The sequence below is a fragment of the Hominenteromicrobium mulieris genome (assembly GCF_046197855.1).
In the GTDB taxonomy this organism is placed as follows: domain Bacteria; phylum Bacillota; class Clostridia; order Oscillospirales; family Acutalibacteraceae; genus Hominenteromicrobium; species Hominenteromicrobium mulieris.
The window spans coordinates 2,321,234-2,340,598 of sequence record NZ_CP173188.1; the positions used below are offsets into that span (position 1 = coordinate 2,321,234).

The following is a 19,365-nucleotide window of genomic DNA, read 5'->3' on the forward strand; positions in this document are numbered from 1 at the left end:
TCAAGCGGGCAAAATAACACCCGCACGGGATTGCCCATAAACAAACGTAAAGGGAATGCAAATGAGCACATTCCCTTTCGTTAAAAATTTATTCGTTCGTGTTCGCTTCCGGTTCCGTTTGCGCTTCGGTCGGCAGCTCTGTCGTTTCCGGCGCTGCCGCTTCTGCCGGGATGATGCCCGCAGCGGCAGTCTGTGCGCTCGGCAGCAGCTTGCCGTTCATCACGTCAAGGAACTCGTCGGCGTCCAGCTTTTCGCGCTCAAACAGCACACCCGCCAAACGGTGCAGCAGGTCAATGTGTTCGGAGAGCACCTTCTTCGTCTTATCGTACGCGTCGCAGATGATGGACTTAATCTCCTCGTCAATCTCCGCGGCGGTCTCCTCGGAATAGTTCGAGACATGACCCATCTCCTTGCCGAGGAACGGATTGCTGCTGTCCGCACCGTACGTGATCGGACCAAGACGGTCGCTCATGCCGTACTTTGTGACCATCGCGCGGACGATCTTCGTGGCACGCTCAATGTCGTTCGATGCGCCCGTGGAAATATCGTCAAGCACCAAGGCTTCCGCCACACGGCCGCCCAGCAGCACGATGAGCTCCTCGCGCATCTCGTTGCGGCTCTGGTAGGACTTATCCTCCGTCGGCAGGTGCATCGTGTAGCCGCCTGCCATGCCGCGCGGGATGATGGAAATCTGGTGCACCGGGTCCTGCGAATCGCAGAAGTACGTCGCAATGGCGTGTCCTGCCTCGTGGTACGCGGTCAGCTTCTTCTCTTTGTTTGTCATCACGCGGCTCTTCTTTTCGGTGCCGACAACGACCTTGATCGTCGCTTCCTCGATTTCCTCCATCGTGATGGACTTGTGGTCCTTGCGGGCCGCAAGCAGCGCCGCTTCGTTTAAGAGGTTCTCAAGGTCTGCACCGGTAAAGCCGGCGGTGGATTTTGCAATGGTAGAAAGGTCAACATCCGGTGCAAGCGGCTTGCCCTTTGCATGTACGCGCAGAATATCCTCTCTGCCGCGCACATCCGGGTAGCCCACCATCACCTGGCGGTCGAAACGGCCGGGACGCATCAAAGCCGGGTCCAGAATATCCGGGCGGTTCGTTGCCGCAATCATGATGACACCCTCGTTCGCGCCGAAGCCGTCCATCTCAACGAGCAGCTGGTTCAGCGTCTGCTCACGTTCGTCGTGGCCGCCGCCGAGACCCGCACCGCGCTGGCGGCCCACGGCATCGATTTCATCAATGAAGATGATGCACGGGTGGTTTTTCTTGGCTTTGTCGAACAGATCACGCACACGCGATGCACCGACGCCGACGAACATCTCCACGAAGTCGGAACCCGAAATGGAGAAGAACGGCACGCCGGCCTCGCCTGCAACGGCGCGCGCCAAAAGCGTTTTACCGGTGCCCGGAGGGCCAACGAGCAGCACGCCCTTCGGGATGCGCGCACCGAGCTCGTTATACTTATTCGGACGTTTTAAGAACTCCACAATTTCGCGCAGCTCTTCCTTTTCTTCGTCCGCGCCCGCCACGTCCGCAAACGTCGTGCGGCGCTTTTCGTCGTTTATTTGCTTGACTTTCGCTTTGCCGAAATTCATCTGGTTTCCGGCTCCGCCGCCGCCCATGCGCTTCATCATGAATACCCAGAACGCCACAAGCAGCGCGATCATCAGTAACGTCGGAATGAGGCTGACAAGCCAGCTCGTCTCCGCCGGGCGGATGACATCCTGCGTCATGCGGTTATTCGGATGTTCCTCGTTATACGACTTGATGTAGTCCGAAACGTCGTTGTAGAACAGGTTCACGTTCGGCACCGTGTAGCGCACAACGGATTCCTTTTTGCTGCTGTCCTCTGTCACGGTCAGCTTCATCTCGCCCGTGCCCAGGTTCAGCGAGTATGCGCTCACCTTGCCGTCTTCAAAGTAAGACAGTACATCGGAGTATTTCAGCCCCGTCTGGTCTGCCCCGCGGTCAAACAGAAGCAAAAGCAGCACGACGAGCAAAATCGGAATGCCGAGGTAGATCAAAAGATTGCGAATGATTTTTTTGTTGTTGCTGTTCAAGTTCCGACCTCCCGGAAATCAAATTGGATACAAAGTGTATCCTTAAATAGAAACAGAAACTTTTTTATCAAAACGGAAGCTTAGACTTCACCGTAGACTTCAGGTTTCAAAACGCCGACAAACGGCAGGTTTCTGTACTTCTCATCAAAATCGAGACCGTAGCCCACGATGAACGCATCGGGAATATCGCAGCCCTTGTATTTTGCGTAGACCTCCACCTCGCGGCGCTCCGGCTTATCGAACAGCGTGCAGATCTCAATGCTGTTCGGCTCGCGGCTTTTCAAAAGGTTTACAAGGTAGTGCAGCGTCTTGCCACTGTCGAGAATATCCTCAACAATCACGATATCATAGCCCTTCAGGTTGATGTCGAGGTCCTTGATGATCTTGACAACGCCGGAGGTCTTCGTGCCGGAGCCGTAGCTCGAAACGCACATGAAATCGATGCGGGCCGGAATCGTAATGGCGCGCATAAGGTCTGCCATAAAGACGACAGAACCCTTCAAAACGCTGACAAGCAGCAGGTTTTTATCGGCGTAATCGTGGGAAATTTCCGCGCCCACGCGCTTGACCATGCTGTCGATGTACGCTTCGCTGTACAAAACTTCCTTGATATCGTTTAACATTGTGTTTTCCATTCGGATGACCCTTTCCTCAAAATTCTTTCCGCTTTATATGCGGGTTATGCCTGCCGTGTCCGTCACCGTAAGCTCCAGTGCCGGGAAATTCGGCTTTGCCGCATAGCCCTCCGCCGCGCCGACCGCTTCGATCCAGATGATCTCACCGTCTTTTTCAAGCAGCAGCAAACGGTCGCGCGCCGCCGCCGGAATGCGCAGTTCATTCAGGATTTTTTTGACCGATTTCGTCACGCCGCGCCCTGCGGGTCTGAAAACATCGCCCGCGCGCCGCGTCCGTACTCTCGGAACATTCGTAATTTTATCACAATCCGAAAAGTTTTGGAATAACAAATTATGAACTTTCCGGTTGATTTCTTCTTTTTCGGGAATTTTTTTCTCCACAAACAGCGTTTTCCCGTTCGGAAGCACGTTTTCGCCCGCTCTCAGCGGAACAGAAAACACATTCCGGTCTTTTATCTCCCGGTTTTTTCGCACCGTGAGCGTGTCCTGCTTCGCCTCCAGCACGATGTCCCCCGGCAAAGAGAGGCTGCCGCCCATGAAAACGCAGCCCGCCGCCCTGCAAATGTGCTCATAAGAGAGCCGCCCGTAAGACGATAACAGCAGTTCCAGCGCCGCGCGCAGCACCGCCTCGTGTGCGGTCCGCAAAGCTTTCAAGTCATACCCGTAAGGCGTTTTCGCTTTACAGAGCAATTCATTCGCGCACGAAAACACAAATTCATTCTGCAACCGCATGCTCTCCGCAAAGCGAGACGTCGCCTGCGTCATCTGCGGGTTTACATTCTTCAGCACCGGCAGCACGCTGTGGCGCAGCTTATTGCGCGTGTAGTCCACCGTCAAATTCGTGGAATCTGTCACATAGTCAAGTCGATATACTTTACAAAGATGTTCCACCTCTGCGCGGGAAATGTTCAAAATCGGGCGATAAATTCTGCCGCGCCGCGGCGGAATGCCCCCTGCACCGTGCGGCCCCATGCCGCGCGTCAGGTTCAAAAGCAGCGTTTCGGCATTATCGTCGGCGTTGTGCGCCGTGGCGATGCACCCGCTTTCCCTTGCTTCCTCCGCAAAGCACGCGTAGCGCACGCGCCGCGCGCATTCCTCCACGCCCTCGCCGCTTACGGCCGCAAGCGCGGGAATATCCTTATAAATCACCTTGCAGTGAAGTTCAAGTGCTTTACAGTAGTCCTGCACAAATTCCGCGTCGCGGTCAGCTTCCGCCCCCCGAATACCATGGTGCACATGCACCGCAAGCAAACGCTCCGCGCCGTACTTCTGTACAAGCAAATACGTCAGCAGCACGGAATCCGCCCCACCGGAAAGCCCCACGACAATTTTTCCCGTCTCCGGCAGATCATACCGCACGCGGGCGAGGATGTCCTCAGCTTTCATGACGCACAACTTCCTGCGATGTAAAGCGCATGAACTCACCCTGCCAGTGCAGCGGCACGCTGCGCAGATCGCCGTGACGGTTTTTCGCCACAATAACCTCGGCGCTGTTTTTGTCCACGTCTTCGGGCGAAGCCGATTCGTTCGCGTAGTACGCGTCTCGGTACAGGAACAGCACGATGTCGGCATCCTGTTCGATGGAGCCGGAATCTCGCAGGTCAGAAAGCACAGGGCGGTGCTCCTGCCGTTTTTCACCCGCACGGGCAAGCTGCGCCAATGTCACAACCGGGATATTCAACTCTTTCGCCATGATCTTGAGGCTTCGCGTGATCTCGGAAATTTCCTGCACGCGGTTATCAATGCGCTTTGCACTGTTCATCAGCTGCAAGTAGTCGATGATGACAAGATCAACATTTTTTAAACGACGCACTTTTGCTTTCATCTCCGGCACCGTAATGCCCGGGGAATCATCGAGGTACAAATCAGCCTTAGAGAGAATATCGCCCGCCTCCACAAGGCGCGTCCATTCGCCCTCCGTCAAGTCGCCCGTGCGCAGCTTTGTACCGCCGACGAGTGCCTCCGTGGAAATGATACGGGAAGCGAGCTGCTCCTTGCTCATTTCCAGCGAGAAAAACGCCACGCGCTTGCCCGCCGTGATGGCGGCATGGCGCGCAATGTTCAGCGCAAAGCTCGTTTTGCCCATGCCGGGTCGTGCGCCGATGATGACAAGGTCGGAGCGGTTCAGGCCCGTGATCGTGTTATCCAGCTCGCGGATACCCGTAGGGATGCCGCGGTACAGATCTTTGTCCGGCGAATTCAAGCGGTCAAGGCGTTCAAACGTCTCAAACAGCACTTCGTTCAGGCGCTCAAGACCCTTTAACGCCTTGCCCTGGCGGATGTCAAAAATGCGCTGCTCGGCGGAATCCAAGAGGAGCGAGGTTTCGCCGGTGTCCTCCATGGCGTCATCCAAAATGCCGCGCGCCGCCTGAATGAGCATACGCAAATCGTAACGGTCACGCACAATGGTGCAGTAACGCTCCACATTCGAGACGCTCGGCACAAGCTGCGCAAGCTGCATCAGATACACCTTTCCGCTGCCCTCATCGAAGTTTTCCTCTTCGCGCAGGTGCTCCAGCAGCGTGACGAGGTCCACCGGCTGGCCTGCCGTGAACATATCGAGCATCGCGCTGTAAATCGTGCGGTTATTGACCTGATAAAAATAGTCCGCGCGCGGCAGCATTTCCGCCACGGTCGAGAGACAGTCGGGCTCCAGCAACACCGCGCCCAGCACCGCCTGCTCGGCCTCTGCGCTGAACGGCATCACCGTTCCGGGCAGTGCCGGCGTATTCAGTTGAAAATTATCTTCCGGCATTTTTACCACCCTTTTTTTGAATGAAATTACTTCAAAATGAAAACGATTTTCTAATCGTAAACGACTTTTAGTCATTGCAAAATTTAATGCTGCGCATCAAGGAAATCAGGCTTTTACTGTGCTTCGGTCACCGATACCGCAAGCTTCGCGGTGATGCCGTTATAGAGCTTCACCTCAATGTGATAGCCGCCGAACGCCTTGATGTCGGTGTCGAGGTGGATCTTGCGCTTGTCGATGTCGAAGCCGTACTGCTTTTTAATCTCCTGCGCAATCTCCTTTGCGGTGACGGAGCCGAACAGTCTGCCGCCCTGGCCCGCCTTTGCGGTGATGCGGACGGTCTTGTCCTTCAAAGCTTCCGCAATACGCTGTGCTTCTTCGGTCTCGGTTTTCACTTTATATGCCTTGGAGGCCTCGGCGTTTTTCAGCTCGTTCATCACCTGTGCGTTCGCTTCCTTTGCAAGCTTGCGCGGCAGCAGGAAATTGCGTGCGTAGCCTTCTGCTGCATTGATGAGCTCGCCTTTTTTGCCTACACCTTTTACATCTGCTAAAAGTACAACTTTCATGGTCGTATCTCCTATCGTTTAAATCTATCGCTAAAGCAGTCAAACGGCTTCGCGCCGCTTTGCCGCATTAGTTATTCTTTTTCGTCGCTTCGGAAAGCTTTTCGTCCAACACGCGGATGAGCGCCTTGCGCACATCGTTCGTGGTGCTGTTTTTAATCTGCGCGCCCGCCATGTTGAGGTGACCGCCGCCGCCGAATTCCTCCAGCAAAATCTGCACGTTCACGTCGCCGAGGCTTCGTGCCGAAATGGCAATCTCATTGCCCACGCGGAAAATGACGAACGACGCGCGCACGCCCTGAATGGACAGCAGCTCGTCCGCCGCCTGCGCCGCCGCAATGCGCACATTCGGGAATTCCCAGTTGGAGCACGCAATGGCGCAGCCCTTGTAAACCTCCGCACCTGCCACAAGCTGAGAGCGCTCTTTATAGGTATCAAGCGAATTTGCAAACATCTTCTTCACTTCCACCGTGTCGGCGCCGCGGCGCTTTAAGTAGGCGGAAGCTTCAAATGTGCGCACACCCGTCTTCAAAACGAAGTTTTTTGTGTCCAGCATAATGCCGGAAAGCAGTGCCGTCGCTTCTTTTTTATTGAGCGCGGAGCTGTTGATATACTGCACGAGCTCCGCCACCATTTCGGAAGCCGAGCTGGCGTACGGCTCATGGTAAAAGATGATCGCGTTTTCAATGTGCGTCACCATCATGCGGTGGTGGTCGATGACGACCACGCGCGGAATGGCCTTTAAAACTTCTTGGCTCTCCACAAACGAGGTGGAATGTGTGTCCACCACAATGAGAAGCGAGCGCTGCGTGCAGCGGTCGAGCGCCTCCTGCGGGGTGATGAACATGTTTTCATACTCCGGCTGGTGCTCAAACGCGTTGATAAGCGTCGTCGCCATAGAGCGGCCCTTGTCGATCACAATGCTTGCACGGCGGTCAAGGCCTTTCGTCACGGCCGCCCACATGCCGACCGCCGCGCCCACGGCGTCAAGGTCGGAGTTCGTGTGCCCCATGATGAAAATATGGTCGCTCGATTTAATTTGGTCGGAAAGCGTCGCGGCAATAACGCGCGTGCGCACCTTGTCGCGCTTTTCAACACCCTTGGAGAGACCGCCGAAGAACTCGTATGTACCGTCCTGCTGGTAGATGGCCACCTGGTCGCCGCCGCGGCCAAGCGCCATTTCCAGTGCCTGACGGGCATGCAGTTCGCTTTCCGTCGCCGTTACGCCCGCGCGGCCGATGCCGATGGAGATCGTGGCAGACATGTTATTCTCACCCTTCACGGCGCGTACGCTGTCCAAAACGGCAAAGCGCTTCGTTTTGGCTTCTTCAATGTGCTGGTCGTCCGTGATAAGCATATAACGCCCGTTCGTCATGCGGCGCAGAAAGCCCTCCATGGTGTCGATCGCCCAGCTGCGCAGGACGGATTCCACCTCGGACGTGATGCGGGAATCCTCACTGCCGGAGGCATCGCGCGTCAGCTCCTCGCGGTTATCAAACGAGATGACCGCAATGACCGTGCGCTTTTCGCGGTAGTCGCGCTGAATCTGCTTATAATACGTGTCGTCCACAAAGTAAAGCACACTGCCGCTTTCGGTGCGCAGGCCGTAGGCCGTAAACTCGCGGTCGCCGTAGGAAACGGAGGTTCCGTTTTCGGATAAAATCTGACGCAAAGTCTTCGGGTAAATGTACGCCGCAATGTTATCGCCGCAGCCTTCGCCGTTTTCGGTGAATAAATCCTGAAAGCGCTCGTTCGTCCAGACGATGTCGCCCGCCGAGCCCAGCACCGCAAGGGGCAGCGCAAACTGCCCGAGGTTGCGCTGTTCATCGGCGGAAAGCACCTTTCTCGCAGCTCTGAGCGCCGTGTACACATGCACGCGGTAATGCAGGTCGGTCATGATAACCGCTGCCAAACACAGGCCGGAAACCGTGATCTCCACCGCAAACAGAATCTTATTCTGCGTATAGCTGAAGCACGCCATAATGAACATGACCGCTGCCATAACATAATAGACCGGCGAGGTCGCCCAGATGCGTCGCTTGTTCATTTCCCGTCTCTCCTTCTAAGGGGAACCCCCAAGAAACTAATCTAACTTAAACTGAATTTAAACTTCCATGATGATCGGCAGGATCATCGGGCTGCGCTTTGTGCGGTTATATAACAGTCTGGAAAGGTTGTCGCGCACGCGCAGCTTAATGGCGCTCCACTCGCGCACGTTTTCGTCCGCGCACTGCTCAATCGTGCTGTTGACAAGCCGTCTCGCCTCGTCCATCAGCGCCTCGCTCTCGCGCACATACACAAATCCACGGGATACGATATCCGGACCGGAAACAACTCTGCCGGAGCCTGCCTCAATCGTGCACACCGCAATGATGAGACCATCCTCCGCAAGGTGCTTTCTGTCACGCAGCACAATGCTGCCGACGTCGCCCACGCCGAGGCCGTCCACCATAACCGCGCCCGCCTGTACATCGGGCAGCTGTTTCATGTAGTCTTCATTGATCTCCACCACGCTGCCGACATCGCCGATGAAAATGTTCTCCGGCGGCATGCCCATGCTGACGGCCACGCCCGCATGCTTGCGCAGGTGCTTCTGCTCGCCGTGCACCGGGATGAAGTACTTCGGCTTCGTCAGCGCCTGAATAAGCTTCAGCTCTTCCTGACACGCATGGCCGGAAACGTGCACCTCGTACATGGATTCGTACACCACATCGCAGCCGCGCTTCAAAAGCTCGTCTACAACGGTGCCGACCATCTTTTCGTTGCCCGGAATGGGGCGCGCGGAAATGATGATCATGTCGTCCTCACCGACCGCGACCTGACGGTGGTCGGCAAACGCCATGCGGGTAAGTGCAGACATCGGCTCTCCCTGACTGCCCGTCGTGATGAGCACAATCTGCTCCTTCGTGTAACGGGAGATCATGTTGAGGTCGATGAGCAGACCGTCCGGCACTTTGAGATAACCGAGCTCGCTCGCAATGGACATGACGTTCACCATGCTTCTGCCGGAAAGCGCCACTTTTCTGCCGTACTTTTCCGCGCAGTTGATAATCTGCTGCACGCGGCTGATGTTCGACGCAAACGTCGCGATGATGAGCCGCTTTTTATTCGCTTCCGCGCGGGCAAAGAGTGCGTCAAACGTCGCGTTCACCTTCTGCTCCGTCTGTGTGTAGCCGGGGCGCTCTGCGTTCGTAGAGTCCGCCATCAGCAGCAAAACGCCCTCCTGACCGAGCTGCGCAAAGCGCGCAAGGTCGATCATGCCGCCCTGCGTGGGGGTGAAATCGATCTTAAAGTCGCCCGTGTGGACAATGACGCCCGCAGGGGTGTGCAGCGCAAGACCCACAGCGTCGGAAATGGAGTGGTTTACGTGGATAAGCTCCACGTCGAAGCAGCCGAGCTGAATGTGCGAGCCCGCCGTTGTGACGTTCAGCTTCACATAGCCGAGGTTGTGCTCCTTGAGCTTATTCGCAATCAGCGCCACCGTCAGCGCCGTGCCATACACCGGCACATTGATCTTTTTGAGCAAATACGGCAGGGAACCGATGTGGTCCTCATGACCGTGCGTGATGACAATACCGCGGATGCGGTCCTTGTTTTTCTCAACAAATGTGAAATCCGGAATAACCGCGTCGATGCCGGGCATTTCTTCGTCCGGGAAGGCAAGGCCGCAGTCCACGATAACCATGTCGTTTTCGCACTCAAACAGCGTGAAGTTCTTGCCGATCTCATTTAAGCCGCCGAGGAAATACGCGCGCACAGAGGGCTTCTGCTTTGTGCGCCTGCCCCTGCCCTTGTTATTTTTCGTCTGCGTGCTTTTTGTTGTCTTAGCGGGTGCTTTTTCACCGTTTGGGGCCGATTTTACCGTTTTCGTCGTCTTTTTGTGTGCGTCCGTGTTTTGCGCGGTACGCGTGCGCTTCGGCTTCGCCTCTTTTGTTTCGCTCACGGTTTGCTGTGCCGCTTCTTCTTTTACCTGCGCGTTTTCCGTTCTGCGCGTTTTCTGGCGTCTCACCGGCTTTTCGATGGGGCCGGAAATCTTGCCGATGAAGCTTTCCCCTGCACCGCTGAGGGGCTGGTCCTGCTGCTTTGCAGGCGCGTCGCCGAGCGACGTTAATTTCGTCATTTTTCTGATTCTTTTTTCTGCCAAATTGACCTTCCTTTCAAATAACACAGGCGCACTGTCGCAATTCACGCAAAAATAAGGTATACAAAAGCACCAACCGATGCTCTGCGCAGTGTCGCCTTTCGGCATGAGCAGAATAAAACGCACGCAAGTCCGCGCCGCCTTCTGCTTTTCTTTCTTCTGTTTTTTCCGTTCAACACATGTAAATCAAAACACCGCAGCGTTTTTTTCACTATCCGTTACACGTACCGTTTACGTGCAAAGTGTCAGCCGTTCACGCATGCGAAAAATACCCGCACACAAAAAGATAATTCTATTTTACGCTATTCTCCCCGTGCTGTCAAGCCGCGTGCCGTTTCGCTCTGTACGGAGTTTGGGCACACCGCAGAGGTTCTATTCCCATATTCTCCCGATTTTTTGTGTTCTGTACGCCGGTTTTCAAAAAACAGCCGCCGTTTTCTTCCATTTTGTACGGAAAACTCTCGTTCGGGGTCTTTATTTCCTGCTTTTTCAGAAAAATTTTGACTTTCTGGAATTTCCCTATTGAAAAGTATACCAATTTGGTGTATATTTATCTCGCTGAGGAAAGAATATGCGTATCCCGACCGATCGACCCCAAATGCGTTTTCTGTTCCCTCACAAAAAACACTATCCGAAAGGTACTGATAAAGCTATGGAAAATAACGGCAAGAAGATCATCTATGCGGACAACGCCGCTACCACTGCCGTCTCCCCTGCGGTGCTTGAGGCTATGCTGCCGTACTACACCGAATGCTACGGCAACCCGTCAAGCCTGTATGCGCTCGGCACGGCTGCAAAAAAGCCGCTTGAGGAAGCACGTGCAAAAGTAGCAAAATGTCTCGGTGCAGAGCCGAATGAGATCTACTTCACAAGCTGCGGCAGCGAAAGCGACAACTGGGCCATTAAGGGCGCAGCGCACAAGATGCTGAAAAAGGGCAAGAACCACATCATCACAAGCAAGTTTGAGCACCACGCGGTGCTGCACACCTGCGCAGCGCTCGAAAAAGAGGGCTTTGAGGTCACGTACCTCGACGTGCATGAAAACGGCATCGTCGTCCCGGAAGAGCTCGAGGCCGCCATCACCGATAAGACCGGCCTTGTCACCATCATGTATGCCAATAACGAGATCGGCACCATCCAGCCCATCCCGGAGATTGGTGAAATCTGCAAAAAGCATGGTGTTTGGTTCCATACCGACGCCGTACAGGCTGTCGGCAATGTGCCGATCAACGTAAAAGAGCAGAACATTGACATGCTGTCCCTCAGCGGCCACAAGTTCCACGGCCCGAAGGGCGTCGGCGTGCTGTATATCAAGAAGGGCATCATCCTGCCGAACCTCATCGATGGCGGTGCACAGGAGCGCGGCCGCCGCGCCGGCACCGAAAACGTTGCAAGCATTGTCGGCCTCAGCGTTGCGCTCGAGAACGCCATCAATACGATGGACGAAAAGAACGCAAAGCTGCGCCGCATGCAGGATAAGCTCATCACGGAGCTTTCAAAGATTGACCGCAGTCATTTGAACGGCGACCGCTACCACCGTCTGCCGGGCAACGTGAACTTCTCCTTCGAAGGCGTTGAGGGCGAATCCATGCTGCTGATGCTCGACCTTAAGGGTGTCTGCGCTTCTTCCGGCAGCGCCTGCACCAGCGGTTCTCTCGACCCGAGCCATGTGCTGCTTTCCATCGGCCTTAAGCACGAGGTAGCCCACGGTTCCCTGCGTCTCAGCTTCAGCGACGTGAACGACGAGAGCGACGCCGATTATATCATCGAGGTGCTCCCGAAGATCATCGACCGTCTGCGCGCCATGAGTCCGCTGTGGGATGCGATCATCCACGGCCGCACGATCTCTTAATTTTAAAATAATCCGGTACGAATGTACGAAAGGAAATGAAACGATATGGCATACAGTGCAAAAGTAATGGAACACTTCTCCAACCCGCACAACGTTGGCGAAATCAAAGATGCAGACGGTGTCGGTGAAGTCGGCAACCCGAAGTGCGGCGACATCATGCGCATGTACATCAAGGTCGATAACGACGTCATCACGGACGTAAAGTTCATGACCTTCGGCTGCGGCGCGGCCATCGCGACAAGCAGTATGGCGACCGATCTTGTAAAAGGCAAGACGATCCCGGAAGCTCTGAAGCTGACGAACAAGGCGGTCATGGAAGCGCTGGACGGTCTTCCGGCCATCAAGGTTCACTGCTCCGTTCTGGCCGAGCAGGCCATTAAGGCTGCGGTCTCCGATTACTACCGCCGCCGCGGCATCGACCCCACCCCCATCGTGGGCGAGATCAAGGATGCCGACGAAGCACACGAGCACGGCGTCTCCGAAGAAGACGAATAAGTTAAGATAACGAAATCTCCTGCCTCTTTCGGGAAGCAGGAGATTTTTTATGTTCTGTTCTTTTTATGCTTTGTTTTTCTGTTCCGGCTTTGCGCAAGAGCCGGCGCAGTGGGTGCAGTCCCCGCCGCAGCCGCCAGTCTTTCCTTTTTGAATGGCCCGCACAGCCAAAAACACCGCTATGACGAGCAAAAGGAACACAAGAGCCGTGCCTATGTTCAGCTTATCCATCATATAAACAGCGACCCCATGCCGTACACAAGCCCCGCTATCAGCCACGCGATGACGCACTGACCGATGACGACGCCTGCCGCCCACTTACCGCCAAGCTCGCGCTTTACGGACGCAATGGCCGCCACACACGGCGTGTACAGCAGGCAGAACACAAGCAGGCTTGCGGCGGAAAGCGGCGTCAGCAGCGTTGCAAGCGCCGTGGAGGAGCCGAACAGCACCGTCAAGGTAGACACCACGCTTTCCTTTGCCATAAAGCCCGTGATGAGTGCCGTAGAGATACGCCAGTCGCCAAAGCCGAGCGGCGCAAAAATCGGTGCAATCCACCCGGCGACGACCGCCAAAATGCTGTCTTTGGAATCGGAAACGATGTTAAAGCGCAGGTCAAACGTTTGCAGAAACCAAATGATGATGGTCGCAACAAAAATGACCGTAAAAGCGCGCTGTAAAAAGTCCTTCGCCTTTTCCCACAAAAGCTGCGCTACGTTTTTCGCGCCCGGCATGCGGTAGTTCGGCAGCTCCATCACAAACGGTACAGCCTCACCCTTAAACATCGTGCCGCGCATGAGCAAAGCCATCAAAATACCGACCAAAATGCCGGTGAAATACAAAATGACCATCACAAGTGCACCCTTGCCCGGGAAAAACGCCGCCGCAAAAAAGCTGTAAATCGGCAGCTTTGCGGAGCAACTCATAAACGGCGTAAGCAGAATCGTCATTTTACGGTCGCGCTCGGAAGGCAGCGTGCGGCTCGCCATCACGCCCGGAACGGTGCAGCCGAAGCCGATGAGCATCGGCACCACACTGCGGCCGGAAAGTCCGATTTTGCGCAATAACTTATCCATCACAAACGCCACGCGCGCCATGTATCCGCTGTCCTCCAGCATGGAGAGGAAGAAAAACAGCGTCACAATGACCGGCAGAAAGCTCAAAACGCTGCCGACGCCGGTGAAAATACCATCGATGACAAGCGAGTGCAGCACAGGGTTCACGTTCGCTGCCGTCATGCCGCGGTCGACAATATCCGTCAGCGCACCGATGCCCGTGTCCAGTAAATTCGATAAAAACGCGCCGATGACGTTAAACGTCAGCCAGAATACAAGACCCATAATGCCGATAAACGCCGGTATTGCCGTGTATTTGCCGGTCAAAACGCGGTCTATCGCCACGCTTCTTGCGTGCTCGCGGCTTTCCTTCGGCTTTACGACCGCAGCGCCGCACACTTTTTGAATGAAGCTGAAGCGCATGTCGGCAATGGCGGCGGCGCGGTCGAGCCCGCGTTCCTTTTCCATCTGCGTGATGATATGCTCCAGCGTCTCCTTTTCATTCTGGTCGAGGTTCAGCCGGTCCAAAACAAGCTGATCGCCCTCGGCGAGCTTGCTCGCCGCAAAGCGTACCGGGATGCCCGCATCGTGGGCATGGTCTTCAATGAGGCTCATAATGCCGTACAAACAGCGGTGTACCGCGCCGTTGTGGTCGTTCACATCGCAGAAGTCCTGCCGCCCCGGCGCTTCCCGGTACTTTGCCACGTGCACGGCGTGGTCGATAAGCTCCTCAATACCCTCGTTTTTCGCGGCGGAGATCGGCACCACGGGGATGCCGAGCATCTCCTCCATCTCGTTCACGCGCACAGAGCCGCCGTTTTGGCGCACTTCGTCCATCATATTGAGCGCCAGCACCATCGGCACATCCAGTTCCATCAGCTGCATCGTCAGGTACAAATTGCGTTCTATGTTCGTCGCGTCCACAATGTTGATGATGCCGCGCGGATGCTCATCCAAAACGAAGCGCCGCGTGACGAGCTCCTCGCTCGAGTACGGCGACATGGAGTAAATGCCCGGCAGGTCGGTGACGAGCGTGTTTTCCACGCCGCGTATCGCACCGTCTTTGCGGTCCACCGTCACGCCCGGAAAGTTGCCCACGTGCTGGTTAGAGCCCGTCAGCTGATTAAACAGCGTCGTTTTGCCGCAGTTCTGATTGCCCGCAAGTGCAAAGGTCAGCGTTTCTCCGGGCGGCAGCGGCTCGCCGGTCTGCACGTGGTACTTGCCGCCCTCGCCGAGACCCGGGTGAAAAATCGGGCGCGCGTCCTGCGGCCGCATCGGCTCCGTTATCGTGTCGCGAATTTTATCGATCTCTATTTTTTCCGCATCGGCAAGGCGCAGCGTCAGCTCGTAGCCATGTATGCGCACCTCAACGGGGTCGCCCATAGGTGCGAATTTCACCATGGTGACGTCCGCCTTCGGAATGAGCCCCATATCCAGAAAATGTTGGCGCAGCGCGCCCTCGCCGCCAACGCTTGTCACCGTTGCCGTTTTGCCGATCGGCAGGTCTTTCAGTGTCATGTTCTTGCCCCTTTTCTATCCCGATTAGACGTTTTAAGTCTATTATGTTGCTCGGAATTTGTCAAGGGCATTTCTACGCAAAAGCACGCTTATATCTGCGTTTAGCCCCAGATAAAGTGTGCTTTTACACTCTGTTTCGCTGTTATTCGCCCAATTCTGCGCTGTGGATTGTTGCGGTCATTTCTTTGTGCCACAGCTTTTCGCGCCACATGCCCACAAACTGCGGGCCGCAGAAATTACTCGTCATTCTCGACCCGCACATTGAAAAAAGAGTTTTGTCAAAAGACAAAACTCTTTTTTGGTGGGCCACAACATTTGATAGACAAAAAGAAGTCCCTTCTTTTCTATTTTTTCCGCTTTCAATTTTGCTTAACAGCGCATCGGTGATTTCAACTTCATCGTCGCCGGTAGTGAACGTGATCGTGAATTTATCGTCATATAAGAATATCTTATTGACAAATAGTTTTATCAACGTCCGTCGATATGTATTGTCCTTGATATCGCCTTTTGAAAGTGCTGTTAATCTCTGCACAACTTGTTCTTTCGTTAAAACGTAATGACGTGATTTTTCGATTTCAATCTGGCGTTCAAGCTCTTTGATTTCCGCCGCCAGCTTTTCTAAATCTATGATAAACATTTTCCGCACTTCATCACTCGAACACTGGCGGAGAGCCGTCATTTGGTTTTCTTTCTCCCGTTCAGCGGTTTTTAATTCCCCTTCTAACCTTTTCTGCTCGGATACATCGTCATTTTGTGCTGAGATTTTTACGACCTCATTCGCTATCCTATTGATATTCTTCGGGGTAAGTAACTTTTTGCATTCTTCCACAACCACATCCTCTATGTAGTTTTTCATAATCATTTTCTTTTTGCATGGCTTTCTGGCACCCGAATTTTTACACTTGTAGTAGTTGTAAATCACCCCTTTTGTACTGATTTGGTTTGAGCTATGTCCGATCATCATAGACTTACAGTACCCGCAATATAACTTAGTGGTCAGAAGATATTCGGCCTTTGCTCTCGCCCGCGCCGGAGCCTGTTTATTCAGCTTCATTTTATCCTGAACTTTTTCAAATAACGCATCATCGATAATTCTCGGCATCCCGCCTGCCACTTCAATATCTTTGTATTTGTAAATGCCCAAGTATTTCCGGTTTTTCAGCAGCACGTGCAAAGAGGATTTATTGAACTGTGCTCCCTTTGCCGTTTTTATATGCCGTTCGTTCAAATTGTCGCAGATTTGTTTTGCGCTCCATCCTCCCGCATATTTCGTATAAATTTCTTTCACGATGGGAGCCTTCTGCGGATCAAGAACATATTTATGATTTTGAATTCTATATCCTAACGGTGTAGTCCCTCCGTTGGATAAGCACTTCTCCGCATTGACGTCCATTCCTCGTTTTACCTTTTGGGTCAAATCATCGGAATAAAACTGATCTATACAAATTTTTACCAGATTGGCAAAGCTGCCATACGGAGAATCGTCATATTTTTCTGTGGCGGAGCGAACAGAGACACCCAACTCGGTCAATTTGTTTATATTATTCAATACTTGGCGTACCTGTCTTCCGAAACGGTCAGACGAGTAGATAATAACCGTGTCAAACTGCTTCTTCTCCGCATCTTTCAGCATTTTTTGAAACTGGTATCGATCATCACTTCTGCCTGTTTTAGCTCTGTCCGCGTATTCATGAATTACGGAGAATCCGTTTGCCTGCGCATATTCATGGCAAACTTTCAGCTGTCCCTCTATACTTTCTTCTCTCTGCTTGCTATCACTGTACCTCGCATAAATAACCGCTAACATCAAATATTGACCTCCTTGTTTTTTAGTGCGTCCAACAATTTGTTAAAAATCAGTTGGTTCGGATAATATCTGTAATCGGCAAATACGGATATTCCGTTTTTCTCGTAATATTCTATTATTGCCGCCGCACAAGCAGCACTGCGGCTTTGACCGTATTCACATTGGCAGATTATATCGAAGCCGTCATCATGAGCCTTTTGTATAAACGCCGCAAGACTATCCGCTTCCGGGAAATACGTATCAAACGACAAACCAAAATCTTCCAATGTTTCCATATCAATATCATGAACTTCCACTTGAAAAACCCGTTCCGGCAAGCCTTTATAATCGACCGGTTCCGAAATCTCCCCGGTTCGAATATTCGGCGGGTCGTAAAAGCTGATGACCGCTGTTTTCTCCGGGAACCCTTTGCTGATCAACTTTTCAATTTCTTCTCTCGAATAAATACTAACCTTCATGATTTGCCTCCTCGATGATTTTGAGATACTTGTATACGGTTGGATAAGATAATTCGCAAAGCCGCGACAAATCTTTCTTTGTCAACTGCCCTTGTTTATATTTTGGATAATGCCTGTAAAAGGCGCTCGGTATGTCGTCCGCCTTTACACTTGGTCTGCCGACCGTTTTACCTTTCGCTTTGGCATTTTCCATTCCGCTTTTCACGCGCTGGCTGATGATATTTCGTTCTATCTCGCTGAAAACGCCCATCATTTTAAGCATTCCTTCTGTCATTGGGTCAAGCTCTTTGCTGCAGTCTACAACAAAGCTGCCGAGCACCAATTTCAGTTTTTTCTCTTTCGCAAACTCGATGATCTCACAAAGCTGTTTTGTACTGCGTGTAATTCTGCTGACTTCCGTCGCAATGATCGTATCACCAACCGTTACGGTTTTAAGCAGCTTATTCAGTTCCGCGCGATCTGTCTTTGCGCCGCTTTCATATTCCAGATAAATCGTTTCATCCGTTGCGCCTTGTTGTTTAAGCTCTCTGACCTGCCGGTTAATATCCTGAAGCTTTTCATTTGTAGAGCACCGCGCATAACCATAAATCATTGCAAGAACCTCTTTTCTTTCGGTCTGATATTATTATAAGACAGTATTTTGCCAAATTCAAATCCGTTAATAATTCGTTAATATTTAGCAATTTTATAAGCGGAAAGGCCAACCCAATTTACTTTATAAAAAACAACCGTAATCCCTAAGGACTACGGCTGTTTATCAGACTATTTGATTATAAACGAAAAGAGATGTTTGGGGTTATATCCATAGAGTACAAGTAAAACGATTATCGACAATGTGAACAATAAGGTGCCAGAGTACAACCGACACAACCATCCCTTGCGCCTAATCTTGCCCTCTTGCATCCACTACTCAAATAATAATCTTTCTTACCATCATTATTGTTGGAATTGTTGTTGGTGCTTCCACCTTTAGATGCAGCCAAAAGCACACTTGTCGCTAAAAGACCTGCACCGATTTTTAAGCCCTTTTTCACACTTTCACCGCTTTCCTTATCCATGAACGAGAATAACCCTTTTTTCTTTTTGGGTTCTTCCGAAGCGTTCTGACCCTGCGCCATATTGGAGTTTGCCGGTACCATTCCCGGAAAATCACTCTCGGTATAAACGATCTTTGTAAAATCCGGGTAGATGAAATAATCGAATATCTTCTGTACTTCATCTGTTAGGCCAAACTTTTCTTCTATGGTTTTATAAATCGCAGCCGCATTCGGTTTTTTCAAAATACAATCAAACAGAACATCCGCAACTTTTTCCTGCGGAAAATTCGGGTTATGAACACTTTCAAGAACTGCGTTTATGTCATCGATCTTACCACTGTCGGCAAGCCAAATATCCTTGCCGTTTTCTCGTAAAATCCCCACCAAAGTAATGACTGCGTTCCAATAATCCTGAAATACATTGTGGAGCAGAAGGTGTGTGCGAATTCGCTGATAAAGTTCCGCTTTTTGCGGCGCTGTAATTTCCGAACCTTCAAGCGTACTTTCCACCGCGCCTTGTACAAGCCCCCGTGCGAAGCTTCCCCGGTTACTAAACAGCGAACCGATGCCGTTTTTGAGATTCTGCGTAACTTTGGCATTGTTTTGTTCCGTTAATTTAACACTTTCATTTGTTGTACGCAAATCATTCAAGGCCGTGTGAAAGGTTTCAATATTCTTTGCGCTAAAAGTATCGATGGAGAACTGATAAATACCTTCAGACACAAGAATATCAACCGCTTTGCTGCTGACGATTTTCAAATTTTCCAGATAAATGTCTTGGAATAAAGCTCTGAATGTGTCGAGGTCATGGATTTTTTCTTTATACTCCTCGGCCGCTTTATCCGCACATGCTTTGGCAAGTTTCATGAATTTGGTGCGATATGTAATAAAGGCATCAAATCTTGCCGGGATCACCAACTCTTTACCATTTAAAGTAAAGACTTTTTCACTGCCTGTATAAGCGGTGAAAGCTTCTTCCATAATGTTTCCCAT

At 52.4% G+C, this 19,365-nt stretch carries 15 protein-coding genes; 2 read left to right on the forward strand and 13 right to left on the reverse strand.

Going from position 1 to position 19,365, the window contains the following annotated elements; translation table 11 throughout:
• Window positions 1-88 precede the first annotated feature (88 nt).
• The 7 genes from ftsH to ACI0CA_RS11470 form a co-directional block, all read right to left on the reverse strand.
• A complete protein-coding gene (gene ftsH / locus ACI0CA_RS11440; protein ID WP_395507118.1) occupies window positions 89-2,062 on the reverse strand; it encodes an ATP-dependent zinc metalloprotease FtsH in 1,974 nt (657 codons plus the stop codon).
• Window positions 2,063-2,142: 80 nt separating this feature from the next.
• Window positions 2,143-2,685 (reverse strand): hypoxanthine phosphoribosyltransferase, encoded by a 543-nt coding sequence (gene hpt / locus ACI0CA_RS11445; protein WP_308448860.1) that lies wholly within the window; start codon window positions 2,683-2,685, stop codon window positions 2,143-2,145.
• Between the two features lie 45 nt (window positions 2,686-2,730).
• Window positions 2,731-4,083 (reverse strand): tRNA lysidine(34) synthetase TilS, encoded by a 1,353-nt coding sequence (tilS, locus tag ACI0CA_RS11450; RefSeq protein WP_446806791.1) that lies wholly within the window; start codon window positions 4,081-4,083, stop codon window positions 2,731-2,733.
• Window positions 4,073-5,452 carry a replicative DNA helicase gene (gene dnaB / locus ACI0CA_RS11455; RefSeq protein ID WP_343284674.1) on the reverse strand — a complete coding sequence of 460 codons (1,380 nt, stop codon included), beginning with the start codon at window positions 5,450-5,452 and terminating at the stop codon, window positions 4,073-4,075. Before dnaB ends, tilS begins: the two co-directional genes overlap by 11 nt.
• 113 nt (window positions 5,453-5,565) lie before the next feature.
• Window positions 5,566-6,015: a 50S ribosomal protein L9 gene (gene rplI / locus ACI0CA_RS11460; protein ID WP_176821439.1), complete on the reverse strand. Its 450-nt coding sequence runs from the start codon at window positions 6,013-6,015 to the stop codon at window positions 5,566-5,568.
• A 67-nt stretch (window positions 6,016-6,082) separates the two neighbouring features.
• Window positions 6,083-8,059 carry a DHH family phosphoesterase gene (locus tag ACI0CA_RS11465; RefSeq protein ID WP_417114153.1) on the reverse strand — a complete coding sequence of 659 codons (1,977 nt, stop codon included), beginning with the start codon at window positions 8,057-8,059 and terminating at the stop codon, window positions 6,083-6,085.
• A gap of 57 nt (window positions 8,060-8,116) precedes the next feature.
• Window positions 8,117-10,132 carry an RNase J family beta-CASP ribonuclease gene (locus ACI0CA_RS11470; RefSeq protein WP_412358277.1) on the reverse strand — a complete coding sequence of 672 codons (2,016 nt, stop codon included), beginning with the start codon at window positions 10,130-10,132 and terminating at the stop codon, window positions 8,117-8,119.
• Between the two features lie 673 nt (window positions 10,133-10,805).
• On the opposite strand from ACI0CA_RS11470, the gene nifS reads away from it, so the two are divergent.
• Window positions 10,806-12,005 (forward strand): cysteine desulfurase NifS, encoded by a 1,200-nt coding sequence (gene nifS, locus ACI0CA_RS11475; protein ID WP_316522138.1) that lies wholly within the window; start codon window positions 10,806-10,808, stop codon window positions 12,003-12,005.
• 45 nt (window positions 12,006-12,050) lie between these two features.
• Window positions 12,051-12,500, forward strand: coding sequence for a Fe-S cluster assembly scaffold protein NifU (nifU, locus tag ACI0CA_RS11480; protein ID WP_308448780.1), 450 nt, complete (start codon window positions 12,051-12,053; stop codon window positions 12,498-12,500).
• A 63-nt stretch (window positions 12,501-12,563) separates the two neighbouring features.
• On the opposite strand, the gene ACI0CA_RS11485 is transcribed toward nifU, so the two are convergent.
• The 6 genes from ACI0CA_RS11485 to ACI0CA_RS11510 all read right to left on the reverse strand — a co-directional run bounded on the left by ACI0CA_RS11485 (window position 12,564) and on the right by ACI0CA_RS11510 (window position 19,365).
• Window positions 12,564-12,731 carry a FeoB-associated Cys-rich membrane protein gene (locus ACI0CA_RS11485; RefSeq protein ID WP_308448781.1) on the reverse strand — a complete coding sequence of 56 codons (168 nt, stop codon included), beginning with the start codon at window positions 12,729-12,731 and terminating at the stop codon, window positions 12,564-12,566.
• Entirely contained in the window at window positions 12,728-15,070 is a 2,343-nt protein-coding gene (feoB, locus tag ACI0CA_RS11490) for a ferrous iron transport protein B (protein ID WP_417073458.1), read from the reverse strand. Before feoB ends, ACI0CA_RS11485 begins: the two co-directional genes overlap by 4 nt.
• Before the next feature lie 142 nt (window positions 15,071-15,212).
• On the reverse strand, window positions 15,213-16,877 hold the full coding sequence (locus ACI0CA_RS11495; RefSeq protein WP_308448783.1) for a recombinase family protein: 1,665 nt from the start codon (window positions 16,875-16,877) through the stop codon (window positions 15,213-15,215).
• Window positions 16,877-17,335, reverse strand: coding sequence for a hypothetical protein (locus ACI0CA_RS11500; protein ID WP_308448784.1), 459 nt, complete (start codon window positions 17,333-17,335; stop codon window positions 16,877-16,879). The genes ACI0CA_RS11495 and ACI0CA_RS11500 overlap by 1 nt, the downstream gene beginning before the upstream one ends.
• A complete protein-coding gene (locus ACI0CA_RS11505) occupies window positions 17,325-17,927 on the reverse strand; it encodes a recombinase family protein (RefSeq protein WP_308448785.1) in 603 nt (200 codons plus the stop codon). The genes ACI0CA_RS11500 and ACI0CA_RS11505 overlap by 11 nt, the downstream gene beginning before the upstream one ends.
• Before the next feature lie 232 nt (window positions 17,928-18,159).
• The gene (locus ACI0CA_RS11510; protein WP_308448786.1) at window positions 18,160-19,365 is read right to left on the reverse strand and encodes a hypothetical protein; all 1,206 of its coding nucleotides are present in this window, start codon (window positions 19,363-19,365) and stop codon (window positions 18,160-18,162) included.

What these genes read in the sequence shown, in the direction of transcription:
- hpt (WP_308448860.1), bottom strand. Translation starts at nt 2,685, where the DNA reads ATGTTAAACGATATCAAGGAAGTTTTGTACAGCGAAGCGTACATCGAC.
- tilS (WP_446806791.1), bottom strand. Translation starts at nt 4,083, where the DNA reads ATGAAAGCTGAGGACATCCTCGCCCGCGTGCGGTATGATCTGCCGGAG.
- dnaB (WP_343284674.1), bottom strand. Translation starts at nt 5,452, where the DNA reads ATGCCGGAAGATAATTTTCAACTGAATACGCCGGCACTGCCCGGAACG.
- rplI (WP_176821439.1), bottom strand. Translation starts at nt 6,015, where the DNA reads ATGAAAGTTGTACTTTTAGCAGATGTAAAAGGTGTAGGCAAAAAAGGC.
- ACI0CA_RS11465 (WP_417114153.1), bottom strand. Translation starts at nt 8,059, where the DNA reads ATGAACAAGCGACGCATCTGGGCGACCTCGCCGGTCTATTATGTTATG.
- ACI0CA_RS11470 (WP_412358277.1), bottom strand. Translation starts at nt 10,132, where the DNA reads ATGACGAAATTAACGTCGCTCGGCGACGCGCCTGCAAAGCAGCAGGAC.
- nifS (WP_316522138.1), top strand. Translation starts at nt 10,806, where the DNA reads ATGGAAAATAACGGCAAGAAGATCATCTATGCGGACAACGCCGCTACC.
- nifU (WP_308448780.1), top strand. Translation starts at nt 12,051, where the DNA reads ATGGCATACAGTGCAAAAGTAATGGAACACTTCTCCAACCCGCACAAC.
- ACI0CA_RS11485 (WP_308448781.1), bottom strand. Translation starts at nt 12,731, where the DNA reads ATGATGGATAAGCTGAACATAGGCACGGCTCTTGTGTTCCTTTTGCTC.
- feoB (WP_417073458.1), bottom strand. Translation starts at nt 15,070, where the DNA reads ATGACACTGAAAGACCTGCCGATCGGCAAAACGGCAACGGTGACAAGC.
- ACI0CA_RS11495 (WP_308448783.1), bottom strand. Translation starts at nt 16,877, where the DNA reads ATGTTAGCGGTTATTTATGCGAGGTACAGTGATAGCAAGCAGAGAGAA.
- ACI0CA_RS11500 (WP_308448784.1), bottom strand. Translation starts at nt 17,335, where the DNA reads ATGAAGGTTAGTATTTATTCGAGAGAAGAAATTGAAAAGTTGATCAGC.
- ACI0CA_RS11505 (WP_308448785.1), bottom strand. Translation starts at nt 17,927, where the DNA reads ATGATTTATGGTTATGCGCGGTGCTCTACAAATGAAAAGCTTCAGGAT.
- ACI0CA_RS11510 (WP_308448786.1), bottom strand. Translation starts at nt 19,365, where the DNA reads ATGGGAAACATTATGGAAGAAGCTTTCACCGCTTATACAGGCAGTGAA.